The sequence below is a fragment of the Cognaticolwellia aestuarii genome, from assembly GCF_002000025.1.
GTDB classification, from domain to species: domain Bacteria; phylum Pseudomonadota; class Gammaproteobacteria; order Enterobacterales; family Alteromonadaceae; genus Cognaticolwellia; species Cognaticolwellia aestuarii.
Window position 1 is genome coordinate 161,901 of sequence record NZ_MUZV01000004.1, and the last position, 25,593, is coordinate 187,493.

Genomic DNA, 25,593 nt, shown 5'->3' on the forward strand with positions numbered 1-25,593 from the left:
GGAAAAACCCGAATAAAGATGTTCAGATTAAAATAATGACGCGAAATTATAGCGGTGCTTTAAACAAGAGTCGAGCGCAGAACGCAAATAAATTAAAATTTATATAGATAGAGTTAACTTATATTAATAGTTGATTGTTTTTAAAGGAAACTTTAAGAAAATAGAGAGATAAGAAAGTGGTCGGTGATGCAAGATTCGAACTTGCGACCCCTTGGACCCAAACCAAGTGCGCTACCAAGCTGCGCTAATCACCGATATACTTTTTACTAAACCATACAAAAAATGGGGTGGCTAAAGGGACTTGAACCCTCGACAACCGGAATCACAATCCGGGGCTCTACCAACTGAGCTATAGCCACCATTGTATGGCGCGCCCTGTAGGATTTGAACCTACGACCCACGCCTTAGAAGGGCGTTGCTCTATCCAGCTGAGCTAAGGGCGCACATTGCCTACAGATGCTAAACGGGAAAAATGCTAAACCAGTCTTACGGCTGAATTTAAAAACATTTTAACCAGTACTTAATCTTTCAAATTATATTAAATAATAAAAAAGAAAAAGTGGTCGGTGATGCAAGATTCGAACTTGCGACCCCTTGGACCCAAACCAAGTGCGCTACCAAGCTGCGCTAATCACCGACATATTGTTAAAAACACTTGCGTTCTCAACGGGTGCGGATATTACCTAGTTGCCCGTTGCGCGTCAAACACTTTTTATAAAAAAAAGTTCGTTCGCTCACTTTTACAGCATCTTGGTCAAAATAACAGTCATATTGTCAGTAAAAAGGAAATTACGGCAAAAAGCATAGCGAATTGCTTATTAAACAGTTTTCACTACTCTTTAGTCTTATTTTCTACAAATACCTATTTTAATGTGCGAAAATAGTCCTGTTTTTAACCTTTTTGTGAAGTAATATGACTGCAGCGCTTATTGACGGTAAGTTGATCGCCCAACAACTACGCCATTCTATTAAAGATAAAGTAAAACTACGCATTGAAAAGGGTTTGCGTGCCCCAGGATTAGCCGTGATTTTGGTTGGTTCAGATCCCGCATCACAAGTTTATGTTGGTAGTAAAAGAAAAGCCTGTGAAGAAGTAGGCTTTGTTTCACGTTCATATGATTTACCACCAAGTACTTCGCAAGATGAATTATTTAACTTAATTGATGAGTTAAATAACGATGATGCTATTGATGGTATTCTCGTACAACTCCCCTTACCTGAAGGTTTAGATGCCAATTTAATTATTGAGCATATAAACCCATTAAAAGATGTTGATGGTTTTCATCCAAACAATGTTGGCAAGCTTGCCTTACGTCAACCAGGGCTGCGTCCATGTACACCAAAAGGCATTATGACCTTAATTGCTTCTACCGGTGTTGATCCTCATGGCTTAGAAGCTGTCGTTGTAGGCGCTTCGAATATTGTTGGTCGCCCTATGACTTTAGAATTATTACTTGCTGGTTGTACCGTTACAACAACCCATAGGTTCACCAAAAACTTGGAAGAAAAAATAAGAAATGCTGACCTATTAGTGGTTGCTGTAGGAAAACCAGAGTTTATTCCCGGCGAATGGATCAAGTCAGGTGCGATTGTTATCGACGTTGGCATTAATCGTTTAGATAATGGCAAACTAGTTGGTGATGTCGGTTTTGCTAAAGCGAAAAACAGCGCCAGCCACATCACTCCTGTACCAGGAGGAGTTGGTCCTATGACAGTTGCCAGCCTTATGGAAAATACATTAATTGCTTGTGAAGAGTTTCATAGTCATTAATTTATTGGTATCAACATTAATATATTACTTGCAGCTATATATTAATGTTTGATGCCCTAATTTTGATACCCTAACTTTATTGTAGAACCTCATTGCTTATTTTAAAGCTATGGAGTTTACCTACAATATAGATAGTGCTGAGTTACTGCCAAGATTACTAATTAACATCAGCTTCTACTCATTCACTAAAACTCGATAGATGTTTGGCCATTACTCGCTCTTGCTGATAGTAAAATTCAATCAGCAGAGATGAAATAAGCTAGCAAAAAAAACACCCTTTAGTTAAATATATTTAACTAAAGGGTGTGCATAATATTTCTATTAATTACTGCCAGTAAGTCATAATACGGTGTTAATATGACTTAGCGACATATTTAACAATAATTAAAACTTGTATTCTATGCCCGCTGCTAAGTAATCTTGGTCTTCTGCGCTATCCATATCAAAGCTCGTATAAAAAGTGTATAACTTAGTGCTTTTAGCTAAAGCGTAATCAGCGCCAACTGTCATACCAGATTTATCATCACCATCTTTAAAATCAGCAGCTTGATATTGACCTTTGAAAGTAACTTTATCCATTTTATAACTTGCTGAGACCATGAAACCATTCATTTCAGCGCTACCATCAATTTTTTCTTGTGTTTGCACCATGGCACCTAAAACAATACCTGATACTTTACCTTGCACTGTAGCACGCGTCACGTCATAACCATTCACTTCTGAATCTACCGCGATTGAAGCAAACATTTTTGATTTTTTTAATTTTGCATCACCATAAAATACGGCAACAGACACACCATCTTCAGCATCAACTGAGTCTTCAGCAATATAGGTAACCCCAACTTGAAAGTCATTAAACTTAGGAGACTTGTAGGAAACAGTATCCGCCATGCGGTTTTCACCTTTCCATAAGCTCTTGATGTCACCATTCAAATCGCTAAATAAATCCACCTTGCCTTGCGACTGTTTCAGCATAGTGTCATTTTTACCCAATAACACTTCACCAAAACTTCCAGACAAACCTATATATTGATTACGATCAGTTATGCTATCACCTTTTTCACTATCACCATCTAAGTCAACTTGAAACTCTGCTTGATAGATAACTGTTAATCCGTCACCTAAATCATGAGTGCCTTTAAGACCAATACGAGAAGCATTGCTTTTTACCTCAGTGAATGACCCTTCACCTTCATCTGATGACTGAAGTGAAAGGTTTGCTTTACCATAAATGTCAACGTTTGCTGCAAATGCCGACAAAGATAAAGATGACAATAAAGCGACAGCGATCTTGTTGTACGTATGTTTCATGTTGAGACCTTTAAAAAGATTAAGTATGCCTAAAAATTCATTGTGACTATTTTGCCAAACCTTTATGACATTTTTGTGACATTGTGAGTTTTATTTATATCAATTATGACAACTGGCTGTAATTTTGTTTATTTTTTTATGAAATTTTTATGATGCTAGTATTGCGATTAATAAACAATTTACATTAACTACTTACTTTTAATAGCACTTTGCTATTTAATGGTAGTAAATATAGTCATCATAACCAATAAGTCTAGTTTAGTGCTCAGCAGGCCACCTGTAGCTTCTTTTGATACTTTTACTATAAAAAGTAGCGTAATTTGCAAAAAGCTTTTAACCTTATAAAATCAAGCTAAAATAAAGAAAAGCGAAATAAAAGAAATATTTAATGAAAACAACTAGCCTGTCACGAAAACTACTTACGCGCGTGTTATCTTTTTATTTTGTGCTGACATTTCTTGTTACCTGCGTGCAAATTGGTGCTGAATACATTAATACTAAAAGCCATATTACGAGTGAGCTATTAACGCTTGAAAAAACCTTTAGTGGCAGCTTAACTCGTGCAGTTTGGGAACTTAATACTCAGCAAGCAATTGATATTGCTGATGGTTTAGTCGCTATACCGATGATCAAAGGTATAACAGTGCTTGACGAAAATAGTCAAATAATCGCACAACTAGGTTCTGTCGCAGATGATGATACATTGAATATCGAATCCATTGACGGTGATACTAACTCCAACGAGTACTTTAATGTCACCTCAGGTATCGACGGCTTATTTGGCCATTCATTCCCACTGATATTTGAATTTTCTGGTCGTACCACTAAAGTTGGCTCTGTGACTTTATTATCAAGTAATGAAGTTATTTTTAATCGCATCCAAGTTGGTATCTATTTTCTCATTGGCAATGCTATGGTGAAAACCGCAGCACTTGTACTTTTGTTTTCCATTGCCTTTTCAAATTTACTCACTAACCCACTTAATGAACTTACAGAGCAAATCAATCAATTCGACCTAGATGATCCTGAAGCATCAAAATTACACGTCATCAATTACGAAAATAACGAGTTAAACATTCTACAAAACGCTTACAACAACCTCATTGATGAATTAATTATATATAAAGAGCAGTTAGCACTAGCTCAAAGCAAGGTTATATCCGCTAACAGTAAACTTGATGAGCAAAACCTAATGCTTGAACAAGAAGTGGCTCGCAAAACATCGTCTCTTAGTACCACTATGCTGAAAATGGAAATGCAACAACGTGAACTACTTGAGCAACAAAAAAAATTACAAGCTGAAAACAACCGTCGAAGCAGCACAGAAAAAACCCTAATAGAAACTAACCACGAATTAAAAAGCTATATTCTCGAACTGAATAAAGCACAAGAGCGTTTACTTGATGCTGAAAAAATGGCGGTACTGGGCAACATATCAGCTGAAGTGTCCCATGAAGTTAACACCCCTATTGGCGTGAGTATTACCTCTACATCATATTTAGCTGATTTACTAGCTAAGCTTAAAGTAGACATTGAAGATAATAAGCTATCAAAACGACTACTCAATGAATTTACTAATAACTCTGCACAAGGCCTTAACTTACTATTAAATAATCTAGAGCGTGCATCAGAGCTAGTAACAAGCTACAAACAAGTTGCCGTTGATCAAATCAGTGACAAAATTCGTAAAGTTAATTTCAACAAGTACCTTAATGAGATTATCCGCTCTTTACATCCAAAGCTAAAAAGAACTCACCATACAATTAACATTGATTGTCCAGAAAGCTCAGAGGTCTATTGTCATGCTGGTGCTATTTCTCAAATATTTACTAACTTAATAATCAACTCAATTACCCATGGCTTTAAGGGTATAAATGACGGGGTAATTGACATTGCCGTACAACTAAATGGCGAACATGTACACATGATTTACCAAGATAATGGCCATGGTTTATCTGAAGAACAATTAGCGCACCTATTTGATGCCTTTTATACAACGTCAGAAAACCAAGGTGGTACAGGTCTTGGTACACACATCGTTCATGAACTTGTCAACGATACGTTAAATGGTAGTGTAACAGCTAGTTCGACACCGGGGATGGGTCTGCGATACGATATCAAATTCGACAATATGCAGAGGGTTATTTCCTAAGCTCTGCTCTAAATCTAAGACGTGCGTGACTCCGCTAAGTGCGGTAATATAGCGCTCGCTTTTCAATTATTAGCCCACTTTTATAGGGCATAGGATTATCTTAATGTGGTTTAAAAACCTATACTTTTTTGCCTTTACCCGTCCTTTTGAATGTTCTGAAGAAGATTTAGAAAAACAGTTATCTGAACATTTGTTTACTCCTTGTGCTTCAACTGAGCAGTCACATTTTGGCTGGGTTAATGCATTAGGTAAGCATGGTTTATCAATCGTGCATGCGGTAAACGGTAATTACTTATTATGCGCCCGTAAAGAAGAAAAAATTCTGCCAGCACCTGTTGTAAAAGACATGCTTGAACAGAAAATAGCACAATTAGAAGCAGAACAATCTCGCGGTGCAACCAAAAAAGAAAAAGAACAATTTAAAGAAGATATTATTTTTGAATTGCTCCCACGTGCATTTTCACGTTTCAGTGATACACGTGCGTACATCAATCCCGCTCATAATATTATTGTTATCGATACCAGTAGTCGCGGTAAAGCCGAAGACTTTTTAGCTTTATTACGTAAGTCACTTGGCACATTACCTGTGACCAGTGCTTCTCCAGAAAAAGCACCTGATGAAATAATGACTGATTGGCTGATCGAAAGTAACCTAGGCGCTAACTTTCAATTAGGTATGGAAGCAGAATTTAATGCTTTAGGTGATGATGGTGCTGTGGTTAGAGTTAAAAACCAAGATCTCACTAGTGAGGAAATTAAAGCCCACTTAGATGCCGATAAATATGTTGTTAAAGTTGCATTAGAATGGGATGAGTCACTATCTTTTATTTTATGCGATGATCTTGCCGTTAAGCGCCTTAAGTTTTATGACGTTATACAAGAGCAAAATGATGATATTGATAGCGATGACGTAGTAGCAAAACTTGATGCTGACTTTGCTTTAATGGCCGGCGAATTAAATCGTTTTATCGACCATTTATTAGCTGAGTTTGCTCTCAAAGCAAGTGATTACTTAGAAGCGTAATTGATTACTGACTTTTAATTAAAAAAGGCGCTTGTTTAGCGCCTTTTTTATAAACTTATTTACTGTACTAACTCAAACACTTTACTTACTCAAACACTGTACTTACTCAAACACTGTACTTACTCAAACATAGTTTTAACCTGTGCTACAAGCTCGTTAAACTCGGCAGTTTGCATAAAGTCCACATCGGGTAAAATACCTTTCGTGACATAACTTTTGAGTAAAATATCTCGTGTTGAAGCACTTTTAAATATTTCATGATAAATTGCCCCCGCGCGAATAAAGTCAAGATAATGTGCCTCTTTAGGGAGTAAAGTTAAATCACTCCAAGAAGTGACTAACTCAGTAAACTCTTCAGGAAAATCCCAAGCTTTCGTCACTTCACCACCAATTTTGCTTGCAAGGTTTATAATCGCCTGTTGTAAGAATATCGGTTTGGCAAATACCTCAGGGTGGCTTTCTGCTTCAGTTAAAATCGGTAAAGCGCCGATGTTATGGATCAGTGCTGCTAATGTGATGGTATCAAGGGTAAAAGCTGCATGTTTATTTTTTTGTAAATATAGTGTCATAAGTGCAATGGCAATTGAGGCAACATCAACCGTTTTACGCCATGTAAGATGCATATACTCAGAAACGACTTCATTATTTGAAATAAACATTTGTTCAACCGCCATTGCGGTAGCAATGCTTTTTATCTGCCTAAGTCCAATGCGGGTAACGGCTTGAGTTACCGATTCAACCTTGACTGCTCGACCAAATACCACACTATTAGCAACTTTAAGCATGCCTAATGATAGTGCCGGATCTTGGGCGATAATGTCACTCATTTTTCCTAAATCTATATCGGGGTCATCTGCTGCTTGTCTAACTTTTAGCGCAATTGCAGGCAAGGTAGGGAGCACTAATGCGTCCTGTTTGATTTTTTCGACAAGTATTGTGTAAAGTGCATTTTCTGCGCTCATAAAGTTCCCTTGTTATTAGTGTTGTTATATACATAAAGCTAGCACAAAATATTGAAATTTCAGTAATAAAAATTAAAAATTTACTATTTTTTCATTTTTAACAATAAGCCAATACATAGCAAAGATCTCGGTAACTAAAAACTAGCGCTAAAGTCATTGATTAAGATCAAGCTTTGGCGACAAAAGCCAACACTAAAATCGAGATTAAATTATAATTCGCGGCCAATTTTATGACCCTGACTGTTGATATGCTAAAGCCTGAATTACTCTCTCCTGCGGGAAGCCTAAAAAATATGCGTTACGCTTTTGCCTATGGTGCCGATGCGGTATACGCCGGCCAACCTAGGTACTCATTAAGGGTGCGCAACAACGAATTTAGCTTAGAAAATATCAAAATTGGCATCGATGAGGCCCACGCTTTAGGTAAAAAATTCTATTTGGTCAATAATATTGCGCCACATAATAGCAAGCTGACGACATTTCTTCGTGATATAAAACCCGTTATTGCCATGGGACCTGACGCATTAATTATGTCAGATCCGGGCTTAATTATGATGGTACGAGAAAACTTTCCTGACATGCCAATTCACCTATCAGTACAAGCGAATGCGGTAAACTGGTCAACAGTAAAGTTTTGGCACCAACAAGGCATCGAACGTGTCATTCTTTCGCGTGAACTTTCCCTCGATGAAATTGAAGAAATCCGTTTTCGCTGTCCTGAAGTAGAACTAGAAGTTTTTGTTCATGGCGCTCTTTGTATGGCCTATTCAGGTCGTTGTTTATTATCAGGGTACATGACTAAACGAGATCCGAATCAAGGCACTTGCACTAACTCTTGCCGCTGGAAATATGATAGTCATCCAGCCAAAGAAACTGAGACGGGTGATATTATTGCTATGCAACCCGCCGAAATATATGTACCTGAACAAAAGCCATTTGAAGACGTAGTTTTATTACAAGAACAAGGTCGTCCAGGTGAATATATGCCTGCTTTTGAAGATGAACATGGTACCTATATCATGAATTCAAAAGACTTACGTGCTGTAGAGCATGTTGAGCGCTTAGTGAAAATGGGCGTGCATTCACTAAAAATTGAAGGTCGTACAAAGTCATTTTACTATTGTGCTCGCACTGCACAAATTTATCATCAAGCCATGTTAGATGCTGTTAATAACAAACCATTTAATCAACATTTAAATAGCGATTTAGAACATTTAGCACATCGAGGCTATACCGAAGGCTTTTTGAAGCGTCATCGCCATAATGAAACTCAAAACTATGATTACGGCTACTCTAAAAGTGATACCCAGCAATTTGTTGGCGAAGTGATCGGCCGCAATCATGAGACAGGGTTAATCGAAATTGACGTTAAAAATAAATTTCTACTTGGCGATGAACTTGAGCTGATGACACCAACAGGTAACAAAAGCTTTACTTTAACTCGCATGGAAAACTTTAAAGGTGAACCAGTAGGTGATGCTAAAGGCTCAGGTCATAAGGTGGCTATTGCCATCGATACTGACGTAGACTTAGCATTTGGTATTATTATGCGCTATTTGACTGACGGTGGCACTACACGTCATCCATTTGCACAAAACCAGGATAAATAGCTTTGGCATTGCTGATTGAAAACAGCTGTATTAACTGTGATATGTGCGATCCGGAGTGTCCCAATGAAGCTATTTCAATGGGCGATGATGTCTATGAAATTGATGTCGAAAAATGCACAGAATGTGTTGGCCATTATGACAAACCAACCTGTGTCTCGGTTTGCCCGATCGATTGTATTAAACCTGATCCTAACAAGGTAGAAGATGAAGAGACCTTATTAGCTAAATTTCTCCGCATGCATGGCTAAAAACTGCAGTTAATAATTGCTGATAGCCAATTCATTAACAAAATACAAAAAGGAGACTATTTCGTCTCCTTTTTGCTATTCACCACGCCATACTATTAAAATATCACACTGAAATAGGTGCTTTTATATGAGGATGAGCCTGATAGTTTTGTAATTCAAAATCTTCAAAGGTGAAATCAAAAATGCTTTTCACCTCTGGATTAATCCACATATTTGGCAAGGGTAAAGGTTCACGAGATAATTGCTCGTCAACTTGTTCAAGGTGATTCAAGTATAAATGTGCGTCACCAAAAGTATGAACAAAGTCACCTAACGCTAAATCACAAACTTGTGCGATCATCATTGTAAACAACGCATAACTAGCAATATTAAATGGCACACCAAGGAAAATATCAGCACTGCGTTGATACAACTGGCAGCTTAACTTACCATTTAAAACATAAAACTGAAATAGAGTATGACATGGTGGTAAAGCTTGCTTACCTACTGCTGCATTAGCCTTAGGACTTATCGATGTATCGGGTAATAATGCAGGGTTCCAAGCAGTAATAATATGTCGACGTGAGTCTGGATTATTTTTCAGATCATCAATTAACTGTGCTAATTGATCAATTGTTTCACCATTTTGTGCTGGCCAATTACGCCATTGTACGCCGTAAACAGGCCCTAAATCGCCATCTTCAGTTGCCCAGTCATCCCAAATTTTTACACCATTTTGCTTTAAATAAGCGATATTAGACTCACCTTTAATAAACCATAATAACTCATGAATAATGGATTTAAGGTGACACTTTTTTGTCGTGACTAATGGAAAACCTTTAGCAAGATCAAAACGCATTTGATGACCAAATATACTTTTAGTGCCCGTACCGGTACGATCCGATTTTTCAACACCTTCATCTCTGACATGACGCATTAGGTCAAGATATGCTTTCACTAGGACTTCCTTTACTATTATTGATGATAACCGCTATATTGTGCCAAATGTCTTGCTGCAATTACAGAGAATTTAGCTTTTAGTAGCACATCATTTTAATCGCTACGAGCATCAAGAAAACAGCAAAGCCTTTTTTCAAATACCTTAAAGGTAATTTAGCCCCCGCTTTTACACCTAATGGTGCAAATAATGATGAGGTTGAAACAATGCCCAATAATGCCGGCAAGTATATATACCCGATACTCCATTCAGGCAACTCAGTGCGCCCAAAACCTATAATGACATAACCTAAGGCTCCAAATAATGCGACAATAATACCACTAGCAGTAGCTACGCCGATAGCTTGGCGCATAGATAATGAACAATACATTAAAATGGGAACCAAAATCGCCCCTCCAGCAATGCCCATTAAACTTGCAAGTACTCCTGTAAAAATCCCAATAAATTGCAGTGTCCAATTAGTTGGTAGTGCAACACTACGCTCTATTTTTATCGATAAAAGCATGTATGCGGCTAAAATAAGTACTGCACTTGCAAACAAGATGGTAAGCGCTTTTAATGATAACAATCCTGCGATAACAGCACCTAGCATAGCCCCTAAGGCGACAGAAAACGCTAATCGTTTTGCTATTGGCCAAGGAATATTGCCATTTTTATGATGAGCAAATGCGGCAGAAGAGGAAGTAAAAATAATCGATGCTAACGATGTTGCCAACGCCATAGGAAAGGCAAGCTCAGCACTAATGCCAAGTAAAGGTAATAAATAAACCAACACTGGCACAATGATCAGCCCTCCACCAATCCCGAGTAAGCCAGCAAAAAAGCCTACTATCGCCCCCATTATCGCACATGCGAAAAAAACACTAATAAACATGGTAATTACTTAAAAAATAAACGCTTAAGATGGCTAAACAATCCTTACTGTGATCTTGCATGAACAAAGTCTCCTAAGCCTAATTCAACTAACTGTTCATGCATATAACTATGCACACTCATGGTGTTTTTTAGGCTTAACACATTAGCTAAAATTTTCTGTAATTTTTGATACTCAACATGCCGTATTACCCATTTAACTTTAGCAATACTATGCGCACTCATACTCAGTTTTTTATAGCCCATAGCCATCAATAATAAAGCACCTGTTGCTTCATTAGCTAATTCACCACAAATACTTAACGGCATATTTCGTTTATGGCTGATTTGCGCAATGTACTGTAATGCCCGTAAAACAGCGGGGTGATAAAAGTCATACAAACTGGCAACCCGACTATTATTACGATCAACCGCGAGTAAATACTGCGTTAAATCATTGCTACCAACGGAGAAAAAATCGACTTTATCCGCTAAATCTTCTAACTGAAAAATAACACTAGGTACTTCAATCATCACACCAATTTTTGGCCTAGTTAGCGTTTCACGTTCATGGCTAGGTAGTTCAGCACTTAATTCATAATAGGCTTGGTTAATCAGCCTAATCGCTTCATCTACCTCGGTAATACTCGAGATCATTGGCAACATAATAGCTAAATTGCCCAAACCGTAGTTTGCCCTTAACATTGCACGAATTTGTACTAAAAATATCTCAGGGTGATCTAAAGTAATACGAATTCCACGCCAGCCGAGAAAAGGGTTAGCTTCAATAATAGGAAAATAAGGTAACGACTTATCTCCACCTACATCTAAGGTGCGCATGGTAACCGGTTTACCCGAAAAAGACGCTAGCACCTGTCGGTATAATGCTGTTTGTTCTAACTCAGAAGGAAAACAGCTACGATTCATAAAGGGAATTTCAGTGCGATACAATCCAACACCATCTGCCCCAACATTTTGAGAATATTCGAAACCCGATGACAAGCCGGCATTAACTAATAAGCTCATACTATGACCATCTTTTGTTAGCGCCGGTAAGTGCTCAACTTCTTTGACTTGTGCTTGTAGTTGATATTCTGCCGCTAATATATGCTGATATTCAGTAATTAACGCTTCACCCGGTGTCACATAAAGTTGATACGCATAACCATCTAAAATAGCATGTTTTTGATGTAGCTGACGAATAGCTAAATATTCAACCCCCATAATCGCAGGAATGTTCAATGCTTTCGCTAAAATGGCTGTATGTGAATTATTAGAGCCGGTTAATGAAACAATACCTAATAACCCCAGGTGCTGATGTTCTGCTAACATTGCTGCACTGACATCTTCGGCAACTAAAATAAACTTTTCAGGTAAGTGTTGATCGTGGTCCGCTAAGTTTTGAATGTTGTTGAGTAAACGATTACCTAAGTCTTTGATATCGTAGGCACGCTCACGGAGATATTCATCATCTAAGGCTTCAAACTTTACAACATAACTATCAACAATCAACTTTAATGCACTTTCCGCATTCCAGCCTTGATTTATTTTAGCAATAACTTCAATTTTAAAATTATCACTGGCCAAAAGCTGCTTATAAACATCGAAAATATCAAGGCTACTATCTGAAATTATTTTTTTCAGTTTTTCGCTCATTTGTGAAAATTCAGCAAAAGTTCGAATAACCGCATTATCAAAAATAACTCGCTGCTGTGTAATATCACCTTCTTTAGTAAGCGCAATCGTCGTCAAATCAGCTTTTGGATGCACCACAATCATCTGCCCTATAGCAACGCCAGGAGCGCCACCTATGCCCTTATGATACTTACCAATACTTTGTTTACCATGATATTCAAGTAAACCTTGTGCTTCGACATTGACTAAAGCATTTGCCAGTTGTGCAGATAAGGTCACCAAAAATGCTTCTTCATTTTCAGTAAAAATCCGTGCATTTTCTTGTTGAACGGTGAGTATTCCCAGCACTTTACGCTGATGAATAATTGGTGTGCCTAAAAAAGCCTGAAAGTGATCTTCTTGTACCTCGGGGGCATGGATAAAGTCAGGGTGTTGTTGCGCATTAGCAATATTAATCGGCTCTTCTCGTTGCCCAACAAGACCAATAAGCCCTTCAGTAAAGCCAATACTCGTTCGGCCAAAAGCATCCTGTGCTAAGCCATTAGATGCCATTAACAAGAAGTGTTGTTTTTGATGATCAGCTAAGTATACCGAACAACATTGGGTAGCTAGCGCTTCTTTCACCTGGCTAACCAAGTGCATTAAAGCTTGATCAAGTTCAGATGCTTGGCTAAATTCTAAGACAATTCGGCGTAAAGTCGTAAGCATTATAATCCCTATAATTAAGTTATTTACTGTACATTTAACAATGCAGGCTATGTAAAGCTGTTAGGATTTGTTGATCTTTGAGTTTATAGCACAGGAAGCTAAAGCTGAGCATCACGACATAATATAACGCTCATTTCGCTTTGTTAACTCAAAAATCACCTTATAGCAAAGGCTAAAGTAAAAGATCAACAGCCCTAGTAAACTAAGCTGATCTGCTGATAGTATTAGAATCGGTTATGTCATCCATGTTCATAACGCTAATATTGATATAAGGGTATTACTTAAATAGGTGTTTAGGCAATAAATTTAAACTAAATAGCTCACCGAAGTGAGCTATTTTACAAGACATAATAATAATCTAAAGTACCATCGTTAAGCACGTCGTCTTCGACGTTCTTGGCGATAACTTGGCATTGCTGCTAAAGCAAATTCCTTCATCACCTTACGATAAACTTCACGTTTAAATGACACAACCTGTCTTACTGGATACCAGTAAGACACCCAACGCCAGTCGTCAAATTCAGGATGATTTGAATGTAACAAATCAACTGCTGACTCTGGTGCCGTCAATTTCAGTAAAAACCATTTCTGCTTTTGACCAATACAAACCGGCAAGCTTTCGTGTCTAATTAACCTTTTTGGTAATTTATATCTTAACCAATGCTTAGTGGTAGCCACAATTTTAACATGCTCAGGTTTTAAACCGACTTCTTCGTCTAATTCCCGATACATAGTTTGTTCTGCGGATTCACCCTCATCAACGCCACCTTGTGGATATTGCCAAGAATGCTGACCAAAACGCCTTGCCCAAAATACTTGTCCCCTATCATTGATTATTACTATGCCGACATTGGCTCGATAGCCTTCGGCATCTATCAAAGGAACTCCTGACAGCATTAAATAATGCTTTGATTCTTCCACACTCTGCTGTTTTGGGCAAATACTTATTAACAGAAATATTGCGAATATGCGCTTGTTTGCTATTAACATTGTCGAGTTTCCCAATAACAAAAAATAATTGCCTTGCTCAAAACCTTATTGCTGATTGATAATAAGCTAAATAAAATTGATTGAAGGGTCAACGTTGAGTACCACAATACCGAAAAGCGAAGCTGAGTTATTAGCACGAGCACAAAATCTTGCCGGTATGACCCTTGGCGAAATTGCAGCGTCAATGAATATTGCCGTGCCTAAAGACCTCAAACGAGAAAAAGGCTGGATAGGATTATTATTAGAGCAAGTTCTTGGCGCAAGTGCTGGCTCTCGCCCAGAGCCCGACTTCCCGCATTTAGGTATTGAGCTCAAATCATTACCCATTAACTACCAAGGCAAACCTTTAGAAACCACGTTTGTTTGTGTTGCACCACTTACCGGTTTAGTTGGTGCTAGCTGGCAAACTAGTCATATCCGTAATAAATTAGCCCGTGTATTGTGGATACCCGTGGTGTCTGAACGCAATATCCCTGTAGCTGAACGTATAGTAGGTAGTGCTTTTATTTGGTCGCCATCACCAGAAGAAGAGCATTTACTTGCTTTAGACTGGCAAGAGCTAACGGATATGATCGTACTTGGTGAAGTGGAAAATATTCACGGTCGCCATGGACAAGTTTTACAGTTACGTCCTAAAGCAGCTAACAGCCAGGCAAAAACTCAAGCATTTAACCGTCATGGCCAACCCTTTATGACATTACCACGCGGTTTTTATTTAAAAACAAGTTTTACACAAGCCTTATTAAACAAATATTTACGCATAAATTAGTGATAGACCCCAACATTAAAAACATTGTGCTAACTAGATTATATAAAAATATAATCATCTAATCGTAGATAAAATTTTCTAAGCACGCTATAAATTACTTAACATTAACATTTGATATTGTTTTTCTTATATGAAGTTTGGTAATAAGTTTGATCGTTACATTGCAGCTATATTTTTCGTTACTATTGTCACGATTATCCTCGCCTCTTATTTAACCTTAAAAGATGTAATAAATACACATAACAAACAAGTACAAAGTGCAATAACGCCGCTATTTTCCTTAATCACCAGCGAAATACTTCGCCCATTAGGTGTCGCAAATTATATGGCTCACAATCAATTTATTATTGACTATGCTAGCCAAGAAGCAATAGAAAAAGACTACCTAGTAGCTTACCTTCGTAAAATTTCTGAATCATATAATATGGTGGCTTTTATAGCTTTAGAGAAGCATAACGTTATGCTCGACTCTAATGCTAAAGAATCAACACTACAGAGTGAAGACACTGAATGGTTTCATCGTCTAAAAGGCCTACCCGGCAATCAATTTAGCGATATTGGTAACACACAAAACCCACATTTATATTTTGATAATAGAATTTTTAATCATCAAGAAGAATTTATTGGCTTTACGGGCGTAGGTATAGACCTAAATTATTTTGCCAGTAAGTTTCAAGAGTATAATAACCGCTTTGGCTTTGAACTCTTTTTTATTGATGAAAATAATGTTGTTACTTTATCATCAAATTACATTATGAAATCAGAAAGCTTCCATCGCAAAGGCTTGATCACTAGGCTAAATGACTTACCTTGGTACCAATCACTGATCAAAAATAATCAAGCTGATGCTAACTTAAGCTCAGAAGTCATGTATACCACCGAAGAAGGTTTGCTTATATCTCAAATGCCAATTCAAGAGCTTAATTGGCGTATGTTTATTGTTTCGCCACCGGCAGCAGATCAAAATGAATATTGGAAAATATTTATTGGTCGATTTTTACTATTTTTCTTTATCGCTATTATTTTTTACTTAATACTTTTAAACAGTATTAAGTATTTTAAATCACGTTTAATTAAGCACTCAGAAACAGATTTTCTGACCCAACTACCTAACCGAAGTCATGTTCACTGGCGCTTTGATGATTTAGCCGAAACCAATACCAACCTCTGTGTCGTTTTAGCTGATATTGATAACTTTAAACGTATAAATGATACTTACGGCCATTTAGTTGGCGATGATGTTCTACGTATTATTTCTCAGCAACTGTCACAAGCTTTACGTAAAATAGATATTGTTGGACGCTGGGGCGGCGAAGAGTTTGTTATGCTATTGCCAGAGACAACGGCAGAACAAGCACATACCATTGTTGAACGCATACGAGAAAACATTGCACGTATTTCTTTCCCTATTTCAACTACTAGTGGCTCATTCAGCACAACCATCAGCTTTGGTATTTGCCAATTGCCACTACACAATAAAACCATTGAAGATTATATACAGGGTGCTGACAAAGCTTTATACGAAGCTAAAAATAATGGTAGAAATCAAAGTGTAATTTTTAACTAAGCTGCCATACACCGACATTACCGTTAAAGTTAACTTTAGCGGTAATGTCATTAAGTACCAATTATTATTGAGTATATAATTTAATGGTTTGACTCATACTAACACTGCCATGACTTGCAATAGTTTGCCAATCTGTATTCGCAGCTTCTAAACAAACAAATTCATTTTCACCTTCGCCGTGTACATCATGCATTTTTTGTGCTTCTTTTCCCGGATTCCATAGTACCCATTGCTGACAGCCTTGGCTTGTTATTTCAATTTCTCGCTGCCAGTTATGGTCAACAACCATCATACGATCGCTACTGTGATATATCCGGTCAATCGGTCCTGTGCAATGGCTTAATAACGATTGCTGTTCATTAGCACCACTCAATTTATCATCAAAACGAGTATCATTTAACGCTGGGATTTCAATATATTTGGGGTTGCTGACACAAAGGTAACTGTGCAGAGCGCCGGTATAATTCACCGCGTGAGCTGATAGGTTTTTCATCGTTAAATGTTGATGAAATGATTGTCCAAACACCAATGATTGATTAAGTTCAAATGCTGCCGGCCAATAAGGTGAATGGTTATCACCCGACAAAGATAAAACAATTTCAACACTTGCAGGTGTTAACTTAACATCACTGAGCTGCCATTGACTTTGTCGAGCGAAGCCATGATTTGCCACTTTGCTGATATCGCCATTGACTAACTTTACTTCACCGCCAAACCATGGCCAGCAAAGCGGTATGCCACCACGAATAGCTTTACCTTCACTGTATTGACTATCATCACTCAGCCAAAACACTGGTTGCTCATGCTTTGGCTGCCAAGTAAGTACTTGCCCACCATATAGACTTAGCGAACCTTGACCTTGTTGATGAAAAAAGCGTAAACCTTGCAAGTCATCACTAAGTTCATAGCATTCAACTCGACCAAACTCGTTCTCTAAAATTACGCCTAATGGAAGCTTTTCTGTCATATCATTCTATCTCGCAGTTACCTTGTTGCGATGGCTTAAGTACCAAGCAATATGAGTTATTTTAGGTAATTAAAGTGCTGGATGATAGCACTAAAGTATTCATCATAACTTACAGATAACGCTAAACTAGCGTGTTTGAACTGAAAATAACTGCGGTGAAAATTCAGTACTATACATACCAGACTCAGTGAAGCAATAATAAAATAAAAACAAAACCTTATGCGGATATCACCTAATGTGGACATAACAGAGTGCGGACATAACCGAGTTAAGGCATAGTGTTAGGATAAAACAATGCGCTAAACACGTAAAAAAAAGCCACGTAAGTACGTGGCTTCAAAGTGTTATTCGCCCATGCGACTTAGGTTATTTAACGTAAGCTTTCGGCATATCACTTTTTGATGTATAGCGATCTCGTAAAGCATCTTGGCGACTTTCGGTTGAGTACTCTTTACCTGAAATCCAAATTTTACTTACCTTAGAGCTAAGTTCAAAAGGATCCGCACTCCACAACACCAAATCGGCTGTCTTGCCAATCGCTATTTTTCCACTATCAAGATTAAATGCGTCAGCAACATTAGCAGTTACCGATGCTAAGGCTGCGCTACGTGTTAAACCATTCGCTATGGCATTACCAGCATGAAAGCGCAATTGATAAAGATTGTGGGTATCACCATCAACGGTTAAAGCAACCTTAACACCCGCCTGAGTTAATTTGCCGGCATTCTCCAATGATGCATGTAACGAGTCGAAACTGCCCGGTAAGTTATCTAATGCCGCCATCACAACCGGCACTTTTGCTGCAGCTATTTTATCTGCAACTAAAACCGCATCCGCAGCACCTACTAAGACAAGATCTAATGAAAAGGTTTCTTTAAGTTTAAGTAATGCTAACAAATCTGTTGCACGGTCAGCATAGGCAACCAACGCTTTGTCACCATTAAGTAAAGCGTTAATCACTTGCGCTTTTCGGCTCGGCTCTTTCGCTTCTTTTTTATCCTTGGTGTTTTTCTTTTTAGCTTTAGCTAGCGCTTTTGTTGCATCTTCAAGTTGCTGATGCAAGTGTTGTAGTGATAACGCTCGAGAGCCTTTACTTTTTGCACCTAAGTCAATCACCACATTATTGTTACTGACACGAACACTGTTAAATTCTCCAGAGAGGTCAGCAACAAATGTTTGGCCCTTAAACATATCATCGCCGCCACGAGGTGCAACAACATTACTGGTAATACCGCCCTTACGACTATAAGGAATAACAGTCGAGCGAGGATTAAACGCTAAACTTGCATCAAAGGTAATATCAGCCTTTTTATCCGCAGCGTCACGACTACGAGAAACCGCACCAACTTCAACTAAACCCAGTTGGTTCATAGAACCAATAAATCCAGGCGTTAAAATTCGTCCTTGGGCGTCAATTGTGTTATCAGCAGTAATTTTTTCAGGATTAATAGCAATCACTTTGCCATTTTCAATAACCACGGTAGCATTTTCAAGTACACCTTGGTCAGTTACGGTATGTACTGTTGCATTAGTGATAGCAAAACTTTCGGCGAAACTTGCTGTTGAACTCGCTAACGCTAACGCGATCAGCGAGGTTTTAAATAGTTTAAAATTCGTCATTTTTTTCACCTTATTTCTGACCTAACAGGAAATCACTTTTTGCTTGGTATTTTTCGTCAAAACGGTCAAAAACTTTCGCACCATCAACAAATACTTGCTCAGCTTGTGCATAAACACTAAACGGGTTTTGGTTCCAAATCACCACATCAGCATTTTTGCCAGATTCTAGGCTACCCGTTTTATCCGCTAAACCGAGTGACTTAGCAGCATTAGCGGTGATCCATGTAATCGCTAACTCAGGGGCTATATCGAAACCATTTTCATTAGCACGGTACATAACCTTACCAGCCTCTTGATTCAAACGTTGAATAGTATTAGCTGAATCTGAGTGTACTATTGCACATGAGTTCTTTACTGCATCGACAATCGCTACATTTTCATGCACCATATCATAAGCTTCCATTTTAAAGCCCCACCAATCTGGCCACATAGCAGCACAATTGCCGTTTTCTGCTAAACTGTCAGCAATTTTGTAGGCTTCTATCGCATGATGAAAAGTACCTGAGTTATAATTAAACTCTTTCCCCAAATCGATCATCATCGCCATTTCTTCAGCTTTATAACAATGGTTATGAATTAAAATATCACCATCTAACACACCTTTTAAGGTGTCTAGCTCTATATCACGCACAGGTGCTGTTGGATTTTTCCCAGCAGCATAATCACTATCATATTTTTCCCAAGCACGTTTATATTCAGTGGCTTCTGCCCACGCCATTCTATAACCGGCCATGTTTCCCATACGTGTTGATGGTAATACCTTTCGACTACCGTAAACACGTTTAGGGTTTTCACCACAAGCCATTTTTAAGCCGTAAGGTGCATCCGGGAACTTCATACCTTGCATGGTAGGACTAGGTACATTGCGTAATGTAACACCACGACCACCGAATAAATTGGCTGAACCAGGAAGGATTTGTAAAGTCGTGATACCACCAGCACGTGCCGCTTCAAAACCAGGATCTTGTGGCCAAACACTATGCTCAGCCCACACTTCAGAAGTGTTAGGCGAAGTCATTTCATTGCCATCAGAATGTGATTCAACAGACGGGCTTGGATAAACCCCTAAATGTGAATGAACATCAATAATGCCCGGTGTTATCCATTTACCATTTGCATCAATTTCAGCCGCCCCATCTGCACTTAAGTTTTTACCAATTTTACTGATTTTGCCGTCTACCATCAAAACATCAGCATTATCCATGCGTGTTCCCGTACCTGTCAGTACGGTAGCATTTTTAATTAGTGTTGTTTGTTGGGGTAGTACTTGATAAGTGCTTGGGTATGGATTTTTATTTATCACCACTTTTTCATCTTGCTGTTCGCTTTGCAAACAACCGGTTAAGGCAACAGAAAGCGCTGCCATCACTAGCGATGGGAGAAATTTTTGCATAAGATTTTTCCTGTATTACTGCATACCTTGCAAAAAACATTATGTTATTTGGCAATTGCTTGTATGAGTTTATTATTAACGTGAACTACTGACGTAATTTATAATGATTAATACAACAGTATTATGAAATGTCTCTGACAACAAGCCAGAGATAAAGGCGAGTAATGCAATTGCGTTGAACTGTCAACTATCTGCGATAAATGGGCTAAATCGTTAGCTATAATTCAAAATCGTTAAAGTCAAAATCGTTGCTGTTATCAATTCGTGGCTTACTCGGCGTATCAAGTAAAGAAGCTTGTTTATTTTCAACAACCACTTCAGCTAGTTTAACTTTTACAGGTTGATTTTTACGCTTTTTACGTTGCTGACAACGCTTAATAACTTTTTGACGCTGATCAGAATCTGATGATGTCCAGTTTAAGCGCTCCTCTCGGGTACGAAAACAACCTAAGCACTGGCCTTTGTCATCAGACTGACAAATACCAATACAAGGGCTTGGAACATCAAAAAATTCTAATTGCATCTATTTGTACTTAAATTCAATTACGTTATTAGGCAGATACGATAAGTATAGCTTATCGTATCTTGTCGCCTAGTTAACCGAGTTTGTCTGTCGCAATATGGTACTCAGGATCTTCAATCACATTGATTTCCACTAAGCTACCTGCTTTAGTTAACAGCTGTGTACACTCTTTACTTAAATGTCTTAAGTGCATTTTTTTGCCACGACTAATATAACGCTCGGCTAACGTATCAATAGCCTCAATAGCTGAATGGTCAGCTACGCGAGAGTTTTTAAACTCTACAATCACATCATCGCTATCATTTTCCATATCAAATTGCTCTAAAAAGCTCGATACCGAACCAAAAAACAATGGTCCACTCACGTCATAAACCGTTGAGCCTTTGCCATCAATTGAGCGATGAACAATAACGTGTTTTGCATGCTCCCATGCAAAAACAAGCGCAGAAACAATAACACCAACTACAACGGCGATAGCTAAATCAGTGGCCACAGTAACCGCTGAAACCAAGATAATAACAAAGGCATCAGCCTTAGGCACTTTACCTAAAATACGAATGCTCGACCACTCGAAGGTGCCAATAACTACAATAAACATCACCCCAACCAGTGCAGCTAAAGGAATTTGCTCAATTAAGCTTGAAGCAAATAAAATGAAGCCTAGTAGGGCAAGTGCTGCTGTAACACCTGACATACGACCGCGACCGCCAGAGTTAACATTGATCATTGATTGACCGATCATCGCACACCCCCCCATACCACCAAAAAAGCCAGTCACTGTATTCGCAGCACCTTGAGCAACACATTCTTTATTGCCTTGTCCACGAGTACCGGTAAGTTCATCAATTAGTGTCAATGTTAACAGCGACTCAATTAGACCAATAGCAGCTAAAATAAGTGCGAAGGGTAAGATCACCTGTAGTGTTTCTAAATTAAATGGCACATTAGGAATATTAAATTGTGGCAAGCCACCCGCTATAGAAGCCATAGGGTCATTCGTCATATCACGTACAAAATCGACTACAGTACGTGCATCCAAATCAAGACTCTGCACTAAAAGAGTTACTACAACTATCGCCACAAGTGATGACGGCACAGCTTTAGTTAATTTTGGTAAGAAATGGATAATTGCCATGGTCAACACGATAAGTCCAACCATAGTTAGCATTTGACTGCCCTGCATCCAAGCTAAAACACCATTTTCATCGGTGACTTTAAACTGCCCTAATTGAGCCAGAAAAATAACAATCGCTAAACCATTAACAAAACCAAGCATAACCGGATGAGGCACTAAGCGAATAAACTTGCCTAGCTTAAATATACCAGCGAGTATTTGCAGTAAACCGGTTAGCACTACAGTGGCAAATAGGTACTCAACACCGTGAATTGCTACCAAGCTCACCATAACAACCGCCATAGCCCCCGTAGCGCCAGAAATCATACCTGGACGACCACCAAAAATAGAGGTAATTAGCCCCACCATAAAAGCAGCATATAAACCAACAAGCGGTTCAACGCCGGCAACAAAAGCAAAAGCAACAGCTTCTGGTACTAATGCTAAGGCAACCGTTAAGCCCGATAAGACATCATTTTTTAAATTTGCCACTTTACTGGCGTGTAATTCAAACATTATTTTCTCAACTTTGATTAGAACATCAAAAATACAAGCACAAATTTTATTAACTTGGCTTGTACTTAAATACTTTAGGTATAGACCCGAAATTACCTAATGACAGGTAATCTAAACAGAAATTGTTATCTTTCGGGACTTGAAGGCGCGGGAATACTATAGATATGTTACTAAAAAGTCAATATATGCTCAAAATTACAACAAGATTTTCAAGCAGATAACAAGTCATTAATTAAAACAAAAATTTACCTACAGAGCATAACATTGGCTACATCTAGCTAGGTGATCTAATAAAACTCACCCAGTGACAATCATCCACTAATAATCGATTCACGCTCATTCAAAAATGCTTTGATTTCATCACGAGAACCTAAAATATGCTGTTTTAATAAGGCCACGGCTTTTTCAACATTGCGTGCTTTACATAAGGCTAAAATTTCATTGTGTTCTGATTCTGCTTTAGATATCCCCCCAGCCCACAATAAATGCATCCGAATATAACGATCTGCATTCTTATTGAGTGTATCAACTAAAAGCTGAGTTTGCGGACGATCAGCTCCCGAATATAAACAATTGTGATAATTTGAATTAAGTTCGCTCCAAGTGTTAGCTGCATTTTCTTTACCAAGCGCTTTATCAAGCCTTTTCAATAATTGCGTTGCTTCTTCCAAGGTTTCATCACTAAGGTTCGGCAATGAGTTTGCTAATAAATCTGCTTCTAACATTGCACGCAGCTCAAACAATTCATCAACTTGGTCAGCATTGAGCTCAGTTGCCGTTGCGCCTTTATGTGGTTCAAAAACCACTAAACCTTCCCCTTCAAGCTGTAGTAACGCTTCTCGAACAGGAATTCGACTAACATTTAGCTCAGTCGCTAGCGCTGCTTGTCTTAAAGGTTGCCCCGCTTGAATTTCACCACTTAAGATCTTTTCTCTTAGTGTTTCTACAACTAATTGTGTTCTAGTTTTATATATTATGCTCATACTGGGCTTCCTGAAAATATTGCAGCTATTATAAATAACTGCAGGTTAAACACAAAAAAAAGCCACTATTAATCAATTAAAGGTAAATCAGGATCAAGCGGTTTTGTATGACTGCCTTGCTCGGTTTGTAAAGGTACTTTAACAACAAAGCAGCAGCCGTGTTCACTGTCAGCTATTTTAATGCTACCGCCAAGCTTAGTGTTCACTAAGTTATAAACAATATTCATGCCTAAACCTGAGCCACCAAAACCGCGCTTAGTCGTCACAAATGGATCAAATATTTTATCTTTTATTTTTTCATCTAAACCCTTGCCATTATCTTGGTATATCAGCACTAGGCTATCTTCACTCGCTTGAAATTCAATGGATATTTCACCTTTCATACAATTTTCAAAACCATGAATATGTGAATTAGTCAGAAAGTTAGTCAATATTTGATTCCATGCACTTGGAAAGGTAAACACATTTAATGCTTTATCAATTTCGATCTTAATCGTATAGTTTTTTTGTTTAAATAAGGTTTTTACCGTATTTACCACATCATTGACATGTTGGGCTAAATTTATATTTATCTTAGGATCGGTGTGATGCTCGACGGCGACAGATTTAAAGCCTCGAATTAAATCAACGGCTTTATTTAAACTACGCTCAATAATTTGCTCATATTCAACAAACAGTTTTAAAATTGAGCTCAATTGTTTTCGGCTCAACGTTTCATCAATAAGCGCATGATTTAATTCTGAAATTTTTTCCTTTAAAGCGCTTACTGACGTAACGCAAATACCTAAAGGTGTATTTACTTCATGGGCAACACCGGCAACTAATTGCCCAAGAGAGGCCATTTTTTCTGACTGTACGAGTTGATCTTTCGCTAAGGTTAATTCATTTAATGATTGTTGTAAGTGTTGGTTTATTTCCGCTAACTTAGCTGTACGTTCATAAACTTTTATCTCTAAATCGCCATTGAGATTAATTAAGGCATTTTCAGCATCTTCCAACTGAATAATATCGTCCTTGAGCGTTAAGCGCATATCATTAATAGCGGAGACGAGCTCATCAAGCTCATCGGTTGTTTCACCACGGTTTTCGAGTATTAAGGGGGTATCTATGTTTTCCCCTGTCATCGCTTTCGAATACAAAGTGATACGGTATAGATGGCGAGTGATAAGCCAGTGAACAATAAAGAAAGTACAAAAAGCGACGATAAAAATCTTAATAAATTCTGAAATAACAATAAAACCGGCTCTTTGCCATAGCTCTTGATAGATATCTCGGTAATCAGCAGATATCACCATATTGCCAATGCTATTACCTTCGAAAATAATTGGATAGTTTTCTGTTTTTTTCACCTCAGCAGTAATATCACCCACTTGATAAATTTTACCAAAACTTGTGGTTATTTTGACATGACGAATATCGGCTAAACGTAATATCCCTTCAATTTGTTGTCGAACTAAAGGCTCATTAAAATCCCATAAACTGGTCGATATTGATTGATTAAAGCTCAGTTCAATATCGTTAAATCGCTCATCAAGTTCGGATACGCCACTTTGAAAATCTGCATAGAGTTGAATCATTGTTGAGCACACAGATAATAAAGCGCTACACAGAAGAATATAAATAAAGACTCGTCGACTTAATTTACTATTAAAAGCACCCTTGTTGTCCATTACTTCATCCACGCAATGTTTTTTATCACTGATAAAACCTATAAAAATTATCTAAGTACAATGTATTTAGCACCTGAAAAAACCACCACTACAGCCCGAAAATTAACCACAGCATAGCTATATATCCTTAAATCGTAACACTATTTAAATAATAGTGGGTAATAAAGTCAAATTACAAAACGATTAATCAACTAATGTTACCTGTAATCTTATCTGAGTAACAAAATTATTTTATTAACTTGGAATAACATACTGAACTTAAAGGTTTTCT

General features: G+C 38.0%; 20 protein-coding genes and 4 tRNA genes. 7 read left to right on the forward strand and 17 right to left on the reverse strand.

Features of this window, described 5'->3' with window-relative positions; all coding sequences use genetic code 11:
- Window positions 1-177: 177 nt before the first annotated feature.
- From B0169_RS07665 to B0169_RS07680, 4 genes are all read right to left on the reverse strand, one after another.
- A tRNA-Pro gene (locus B0169_RS07665) sits at window positions 178-254 on the reverse strand.
- 29 nt (window positions 255-283) lie between these two features.
- A tRNA-His gene (locus B0169_RS07670) sits at window positions 284-359 on the reverse strand.
- A gap of 7 nt (window positions 360-366) precedes the next feature.
- Window positions 367-443, reverse strand: a tRNA-Arg gene (locus B0169_RS07675).
- Between the two features lie 117 nt (window positions 444-560).
- Window positions 561-637: transfer RNA gene (locus B0169_RS07680), tRNA-Pro, on the reverse strand.
- Between the two features lie 276 nt (window positions 638-913).
- On the opposite strand from B0169_RS07680, the gene folD reads away from it, so the two are divergent.
- Complete coding sequence (gene folD / locus B0169_RS07685) at window positions 914-1,771, forward strand: bifunctional methylenetetrahydrofolate dehydrogenase/methenyltetrahydrofolate cyclohydrolase FolD (protein ID WP_077285378.1); 858 nt, start codon at window positions 914-916, stop codon at window positions 1,769-1,771.
- 384 nt (window positions 1,772-2,155) lie between these two features.
- Here folD and B0169_RS07690 read toward each other — a convergent pair whose 3' ends face one another.
- Complete coding sequence (locus tag B0169_RS07690) at window positions 2,156-3,082, reverse strand: porin (RefSeq protein WP_077285379.1); 927 nt, start codon at window positions 3,080-3,082, stop codon at window positions 2,156-2,158.
- 388 nt (window positions 3,083-3,470) lie between these two features.
- Between B0169_RS07690 and B0169_RS07695 the strand changes: the two genes are divergently transcribed.
- Together B0169_RS07695 and rdgC are read left to right on the forward strand one after the other, a co-directional pair.
- Window positions 3,471-5,234, forward strand: a complete 1,764-nt coding sequence (locus B0169_RS07695; protein WP_077285380.1) for a sensor histidine kinase — start codon at window positions 3,471-3,473, stop codon at window positions 5,232-5,234.
- A gap of 103 nt (window positions 5,235-5,337) precedes the next feature.
- A complete protein-coding gene (gene rdgC, locus B0169_RS07700; RefSeq protein ID WP_077285381.1) occupies window positions 5,338-6,258 on the forward strand; it encodes a recombination-associated protein RdgC in 921 nt (306 codons plus the stop codon).
- Between the two features lie 119 nt (window positions 6,259-6,377).
- Here rdgC and B0169_RS07705 read toward each other — a convergent pair whose 3' ends face one another.
- Window positions 6,378-7,220, reverse strand: a complete 843-nt coding sequence (locus B0169_RS07705) for an HDOD domain-containing protein (protein WP_077285382.1) — start codon at window positions 7,218-7,220, stop codon at window positions 6,378-6,380.
- A gap of 248 nt (window positions 7,221-7,468) precedes the next feature.
- Here B0169_RS07705 and trhP point away from each other — a divergent pair, with 248 nt between their 5' ends.
- Together trhP and B0169_RS07715 are read left to right on the forward strand one after the other, a co-directional pair.
- Window positions 7,469-8,830, forward strand: a complete 1,362-nt coding sequence (gene trhP, locus B0169_RS07710) for a prephenate-dependent tRNA uridine(34) hydroxylase TrhP (RefSeq protein ID WP_077285573.1) — start codon at window positions 7,469-7,471, stop codon at window positions 8,828-8,830.
- A 2-nt stretch (window positions 8,831-8,832) separates the two neighbouring features.
- Window positions 8,833-9,078, forward strand: a complete 246-nt coding sequence (locus B0169_RS07715) for a YfhL family 4Fe-4S dicluster ferredoxin (RefSeq protein WP_077285383.1) — start codon at window positions 8,833-8,835, stop codon at window positions 9,076-9,078.
- Between the two features lie 103 nt (window positions 9,079-9,181).
- Here B0169_RS07715 and B0169_RS07720 read toward each other — a convergent pair whose 3' ends face one another.
- From B0169_RS07720 to rppH, 4 genes are all read right to left on the reverse strand, one after another.
- Window positions 9,182-10,015, reverse strand: coding sequence for a thymidylate synthase (locus tag B0169_RS07720; RefSeq protein ID WP_077285384.1), 834 nt, complete (start codon window positions 10,013-10,015; stop codon window positions 9,182-9,184).
- 79 nt (window positions 10,016-10,094) lie between these two features.
- On the reverse strand, window positions 10,095-10,889 hold the full coding sequence (locus B0169_RS07725) for a sulfite exporter TauE/SafE family protein (protein ID WP_077285385.1): 795 nt from the start codon (window positions 10,887-10,889) through the stop codon (window positions 10,095-10,097).
- A 44-nt stretch (window positions 10,890-10,933) separates the two neighbouring features.
- The gene (ptsP, locus tag B0169_RS07730; protein ID WP_077285386.1) at window positions 10,934-13,210 is read right to left on the reverse strand and encodes a phosphoenolpyruvate--protein phosphotransferase; all 2,277 of its coding nucleotides are present in this window, start codon (window positions 13,208-13,210) and stop codon (window positions 10,934-10,936) included.
- Between the two features lie 372 nt (window positions 13,211-13,582).
- On the reverse strand, window positions 13,583-14,089 hold the full coding sequence (gene rppH, locus B0169_RS07735; protein ID WP_077285574.1) for an RNA pyrophosphohydrolase: 507 nt from the start codon (window positions 14,087-14,089) through the stop codon (window positions 13,583-13,585).
- Between the two features lie 205 nt (window positions 14,090-14,294).
- Here rppH and mutH point away from each other — a divergent pair, with 205 nt between their 5' ends.
- Both mutH and B0169_RS07745 read left to right on the forward strand, forming a co-directional pair.
- Window positions 14,295-14,969, forward strand: coding sequence for a DNA mismatch repair endonuclease MutH (gene mutH / locus B0169_RS07740; RefSeq protein WP_202971813.1), 675 nt, complete (start codon window positions 14,295-14,297; stop codon window positions 14,967-14,969).
- A gap of 130 nt (window positions 14,970-15,099) precedes the next feature.
- Complete coding sequence (locus tag B0169_RS07745; protein WP_077285387.1) at window positions 15,100-16,536, forward strand: sensor domain-containing diguanylate cyclase; 1,437 nt, start codon at window positions 15,100-15,102, stop codon at window positions 16,534-16,536.
- Window positions 16,537-16,600: 64 nt separating this feature from the next.
- Here the strand turns inward: B0169_RS07745 and B0169_RS07750 are convergent, their stop codons facing one another.
- From B0169_RS07750 to B0169_RS07780, 7 genes are all read right to left on the reverse strand, one after another.
- Window positions 16,601-17,503 (reverse strand): D-hexose-6-phosphate mutarotase, encoded by a 903-nt coding sequence (locus B0169_RS07750; protein ID WP_077285388.1) that lies wholly within the window; start codon window positions 17,501-17,503, stop codon window positions 16,601-16,603.
- A gap of 366 nt (window positions 17,504-17,869) precedes the next feature.
- Complete coding sequence (locus tag B0169_RS07755; RefSeq protein WP_077285389.1) at window positions 17,870-19,123, reverse strand: amidohydrolase family protein; 1,254 nt, start codon at window positions 19,121-19,123, stop codon at window positions 17,870-17,872.
- A 10-nt stretch (window positions 19,124-19,133) separates the two neighbouring features.
- Window positions 19,134-20,516, reverse strand: a complete 1,383-nt coding sequence (locus B0169_RS07760; RefSeq protein WP_077285390.1) for an amidohydrolase — start codon at window positions 20,514-20,516, stop codon at window positions 19,134-19,136.
- A 217-nt stretch (window positions 20,517-20,733) separates the two neighbouring features.
- A complete protein-coding gene (locus B0169_RS07765; protein WP_077285391.1) occupies window positions 20,734-21,039 on the reverse strand; it encodes a DUF1289 domain-containing protein in 306 nt (101 codons plus the stop codon).
- 73 nt (window positions 21,040-21,112) lie between these two features.
- Entirely contained in the window at window positions 21,113-22,669 is a 1,557-nt protein-coding gene (locus B0169_RS07770; protein WP_077285392.1) for a SulP family inorganic anion transporter, read from the reverse strand.
- Window positions 22,670-22,980: 311 nt separating this feature from the next.
- A complete protein-coding gene (locus tag B0169_RS07775) occupies window positions 22,981-23,652 on the reverse strand; it encodes a GntR family transcriptional regulator (RefSeq protein ID WP_077285393.1) in 672 nt (223 codons plus the stop codon).
- Between the two features lie 68 nt (window positions 23,653-23,720).
- A complete protein-coding gene (locus B0169_RS07780) occupies window positions 23,721-25,229 on the reverse strand; it encodes a sensor histidine kinase (RefSeq protein WP_158077064.1) in 1,509 nt (502 codons plus the stop codon).
- Window positions 25,230-25,593 lie beyond the last annotated feature (364 nt).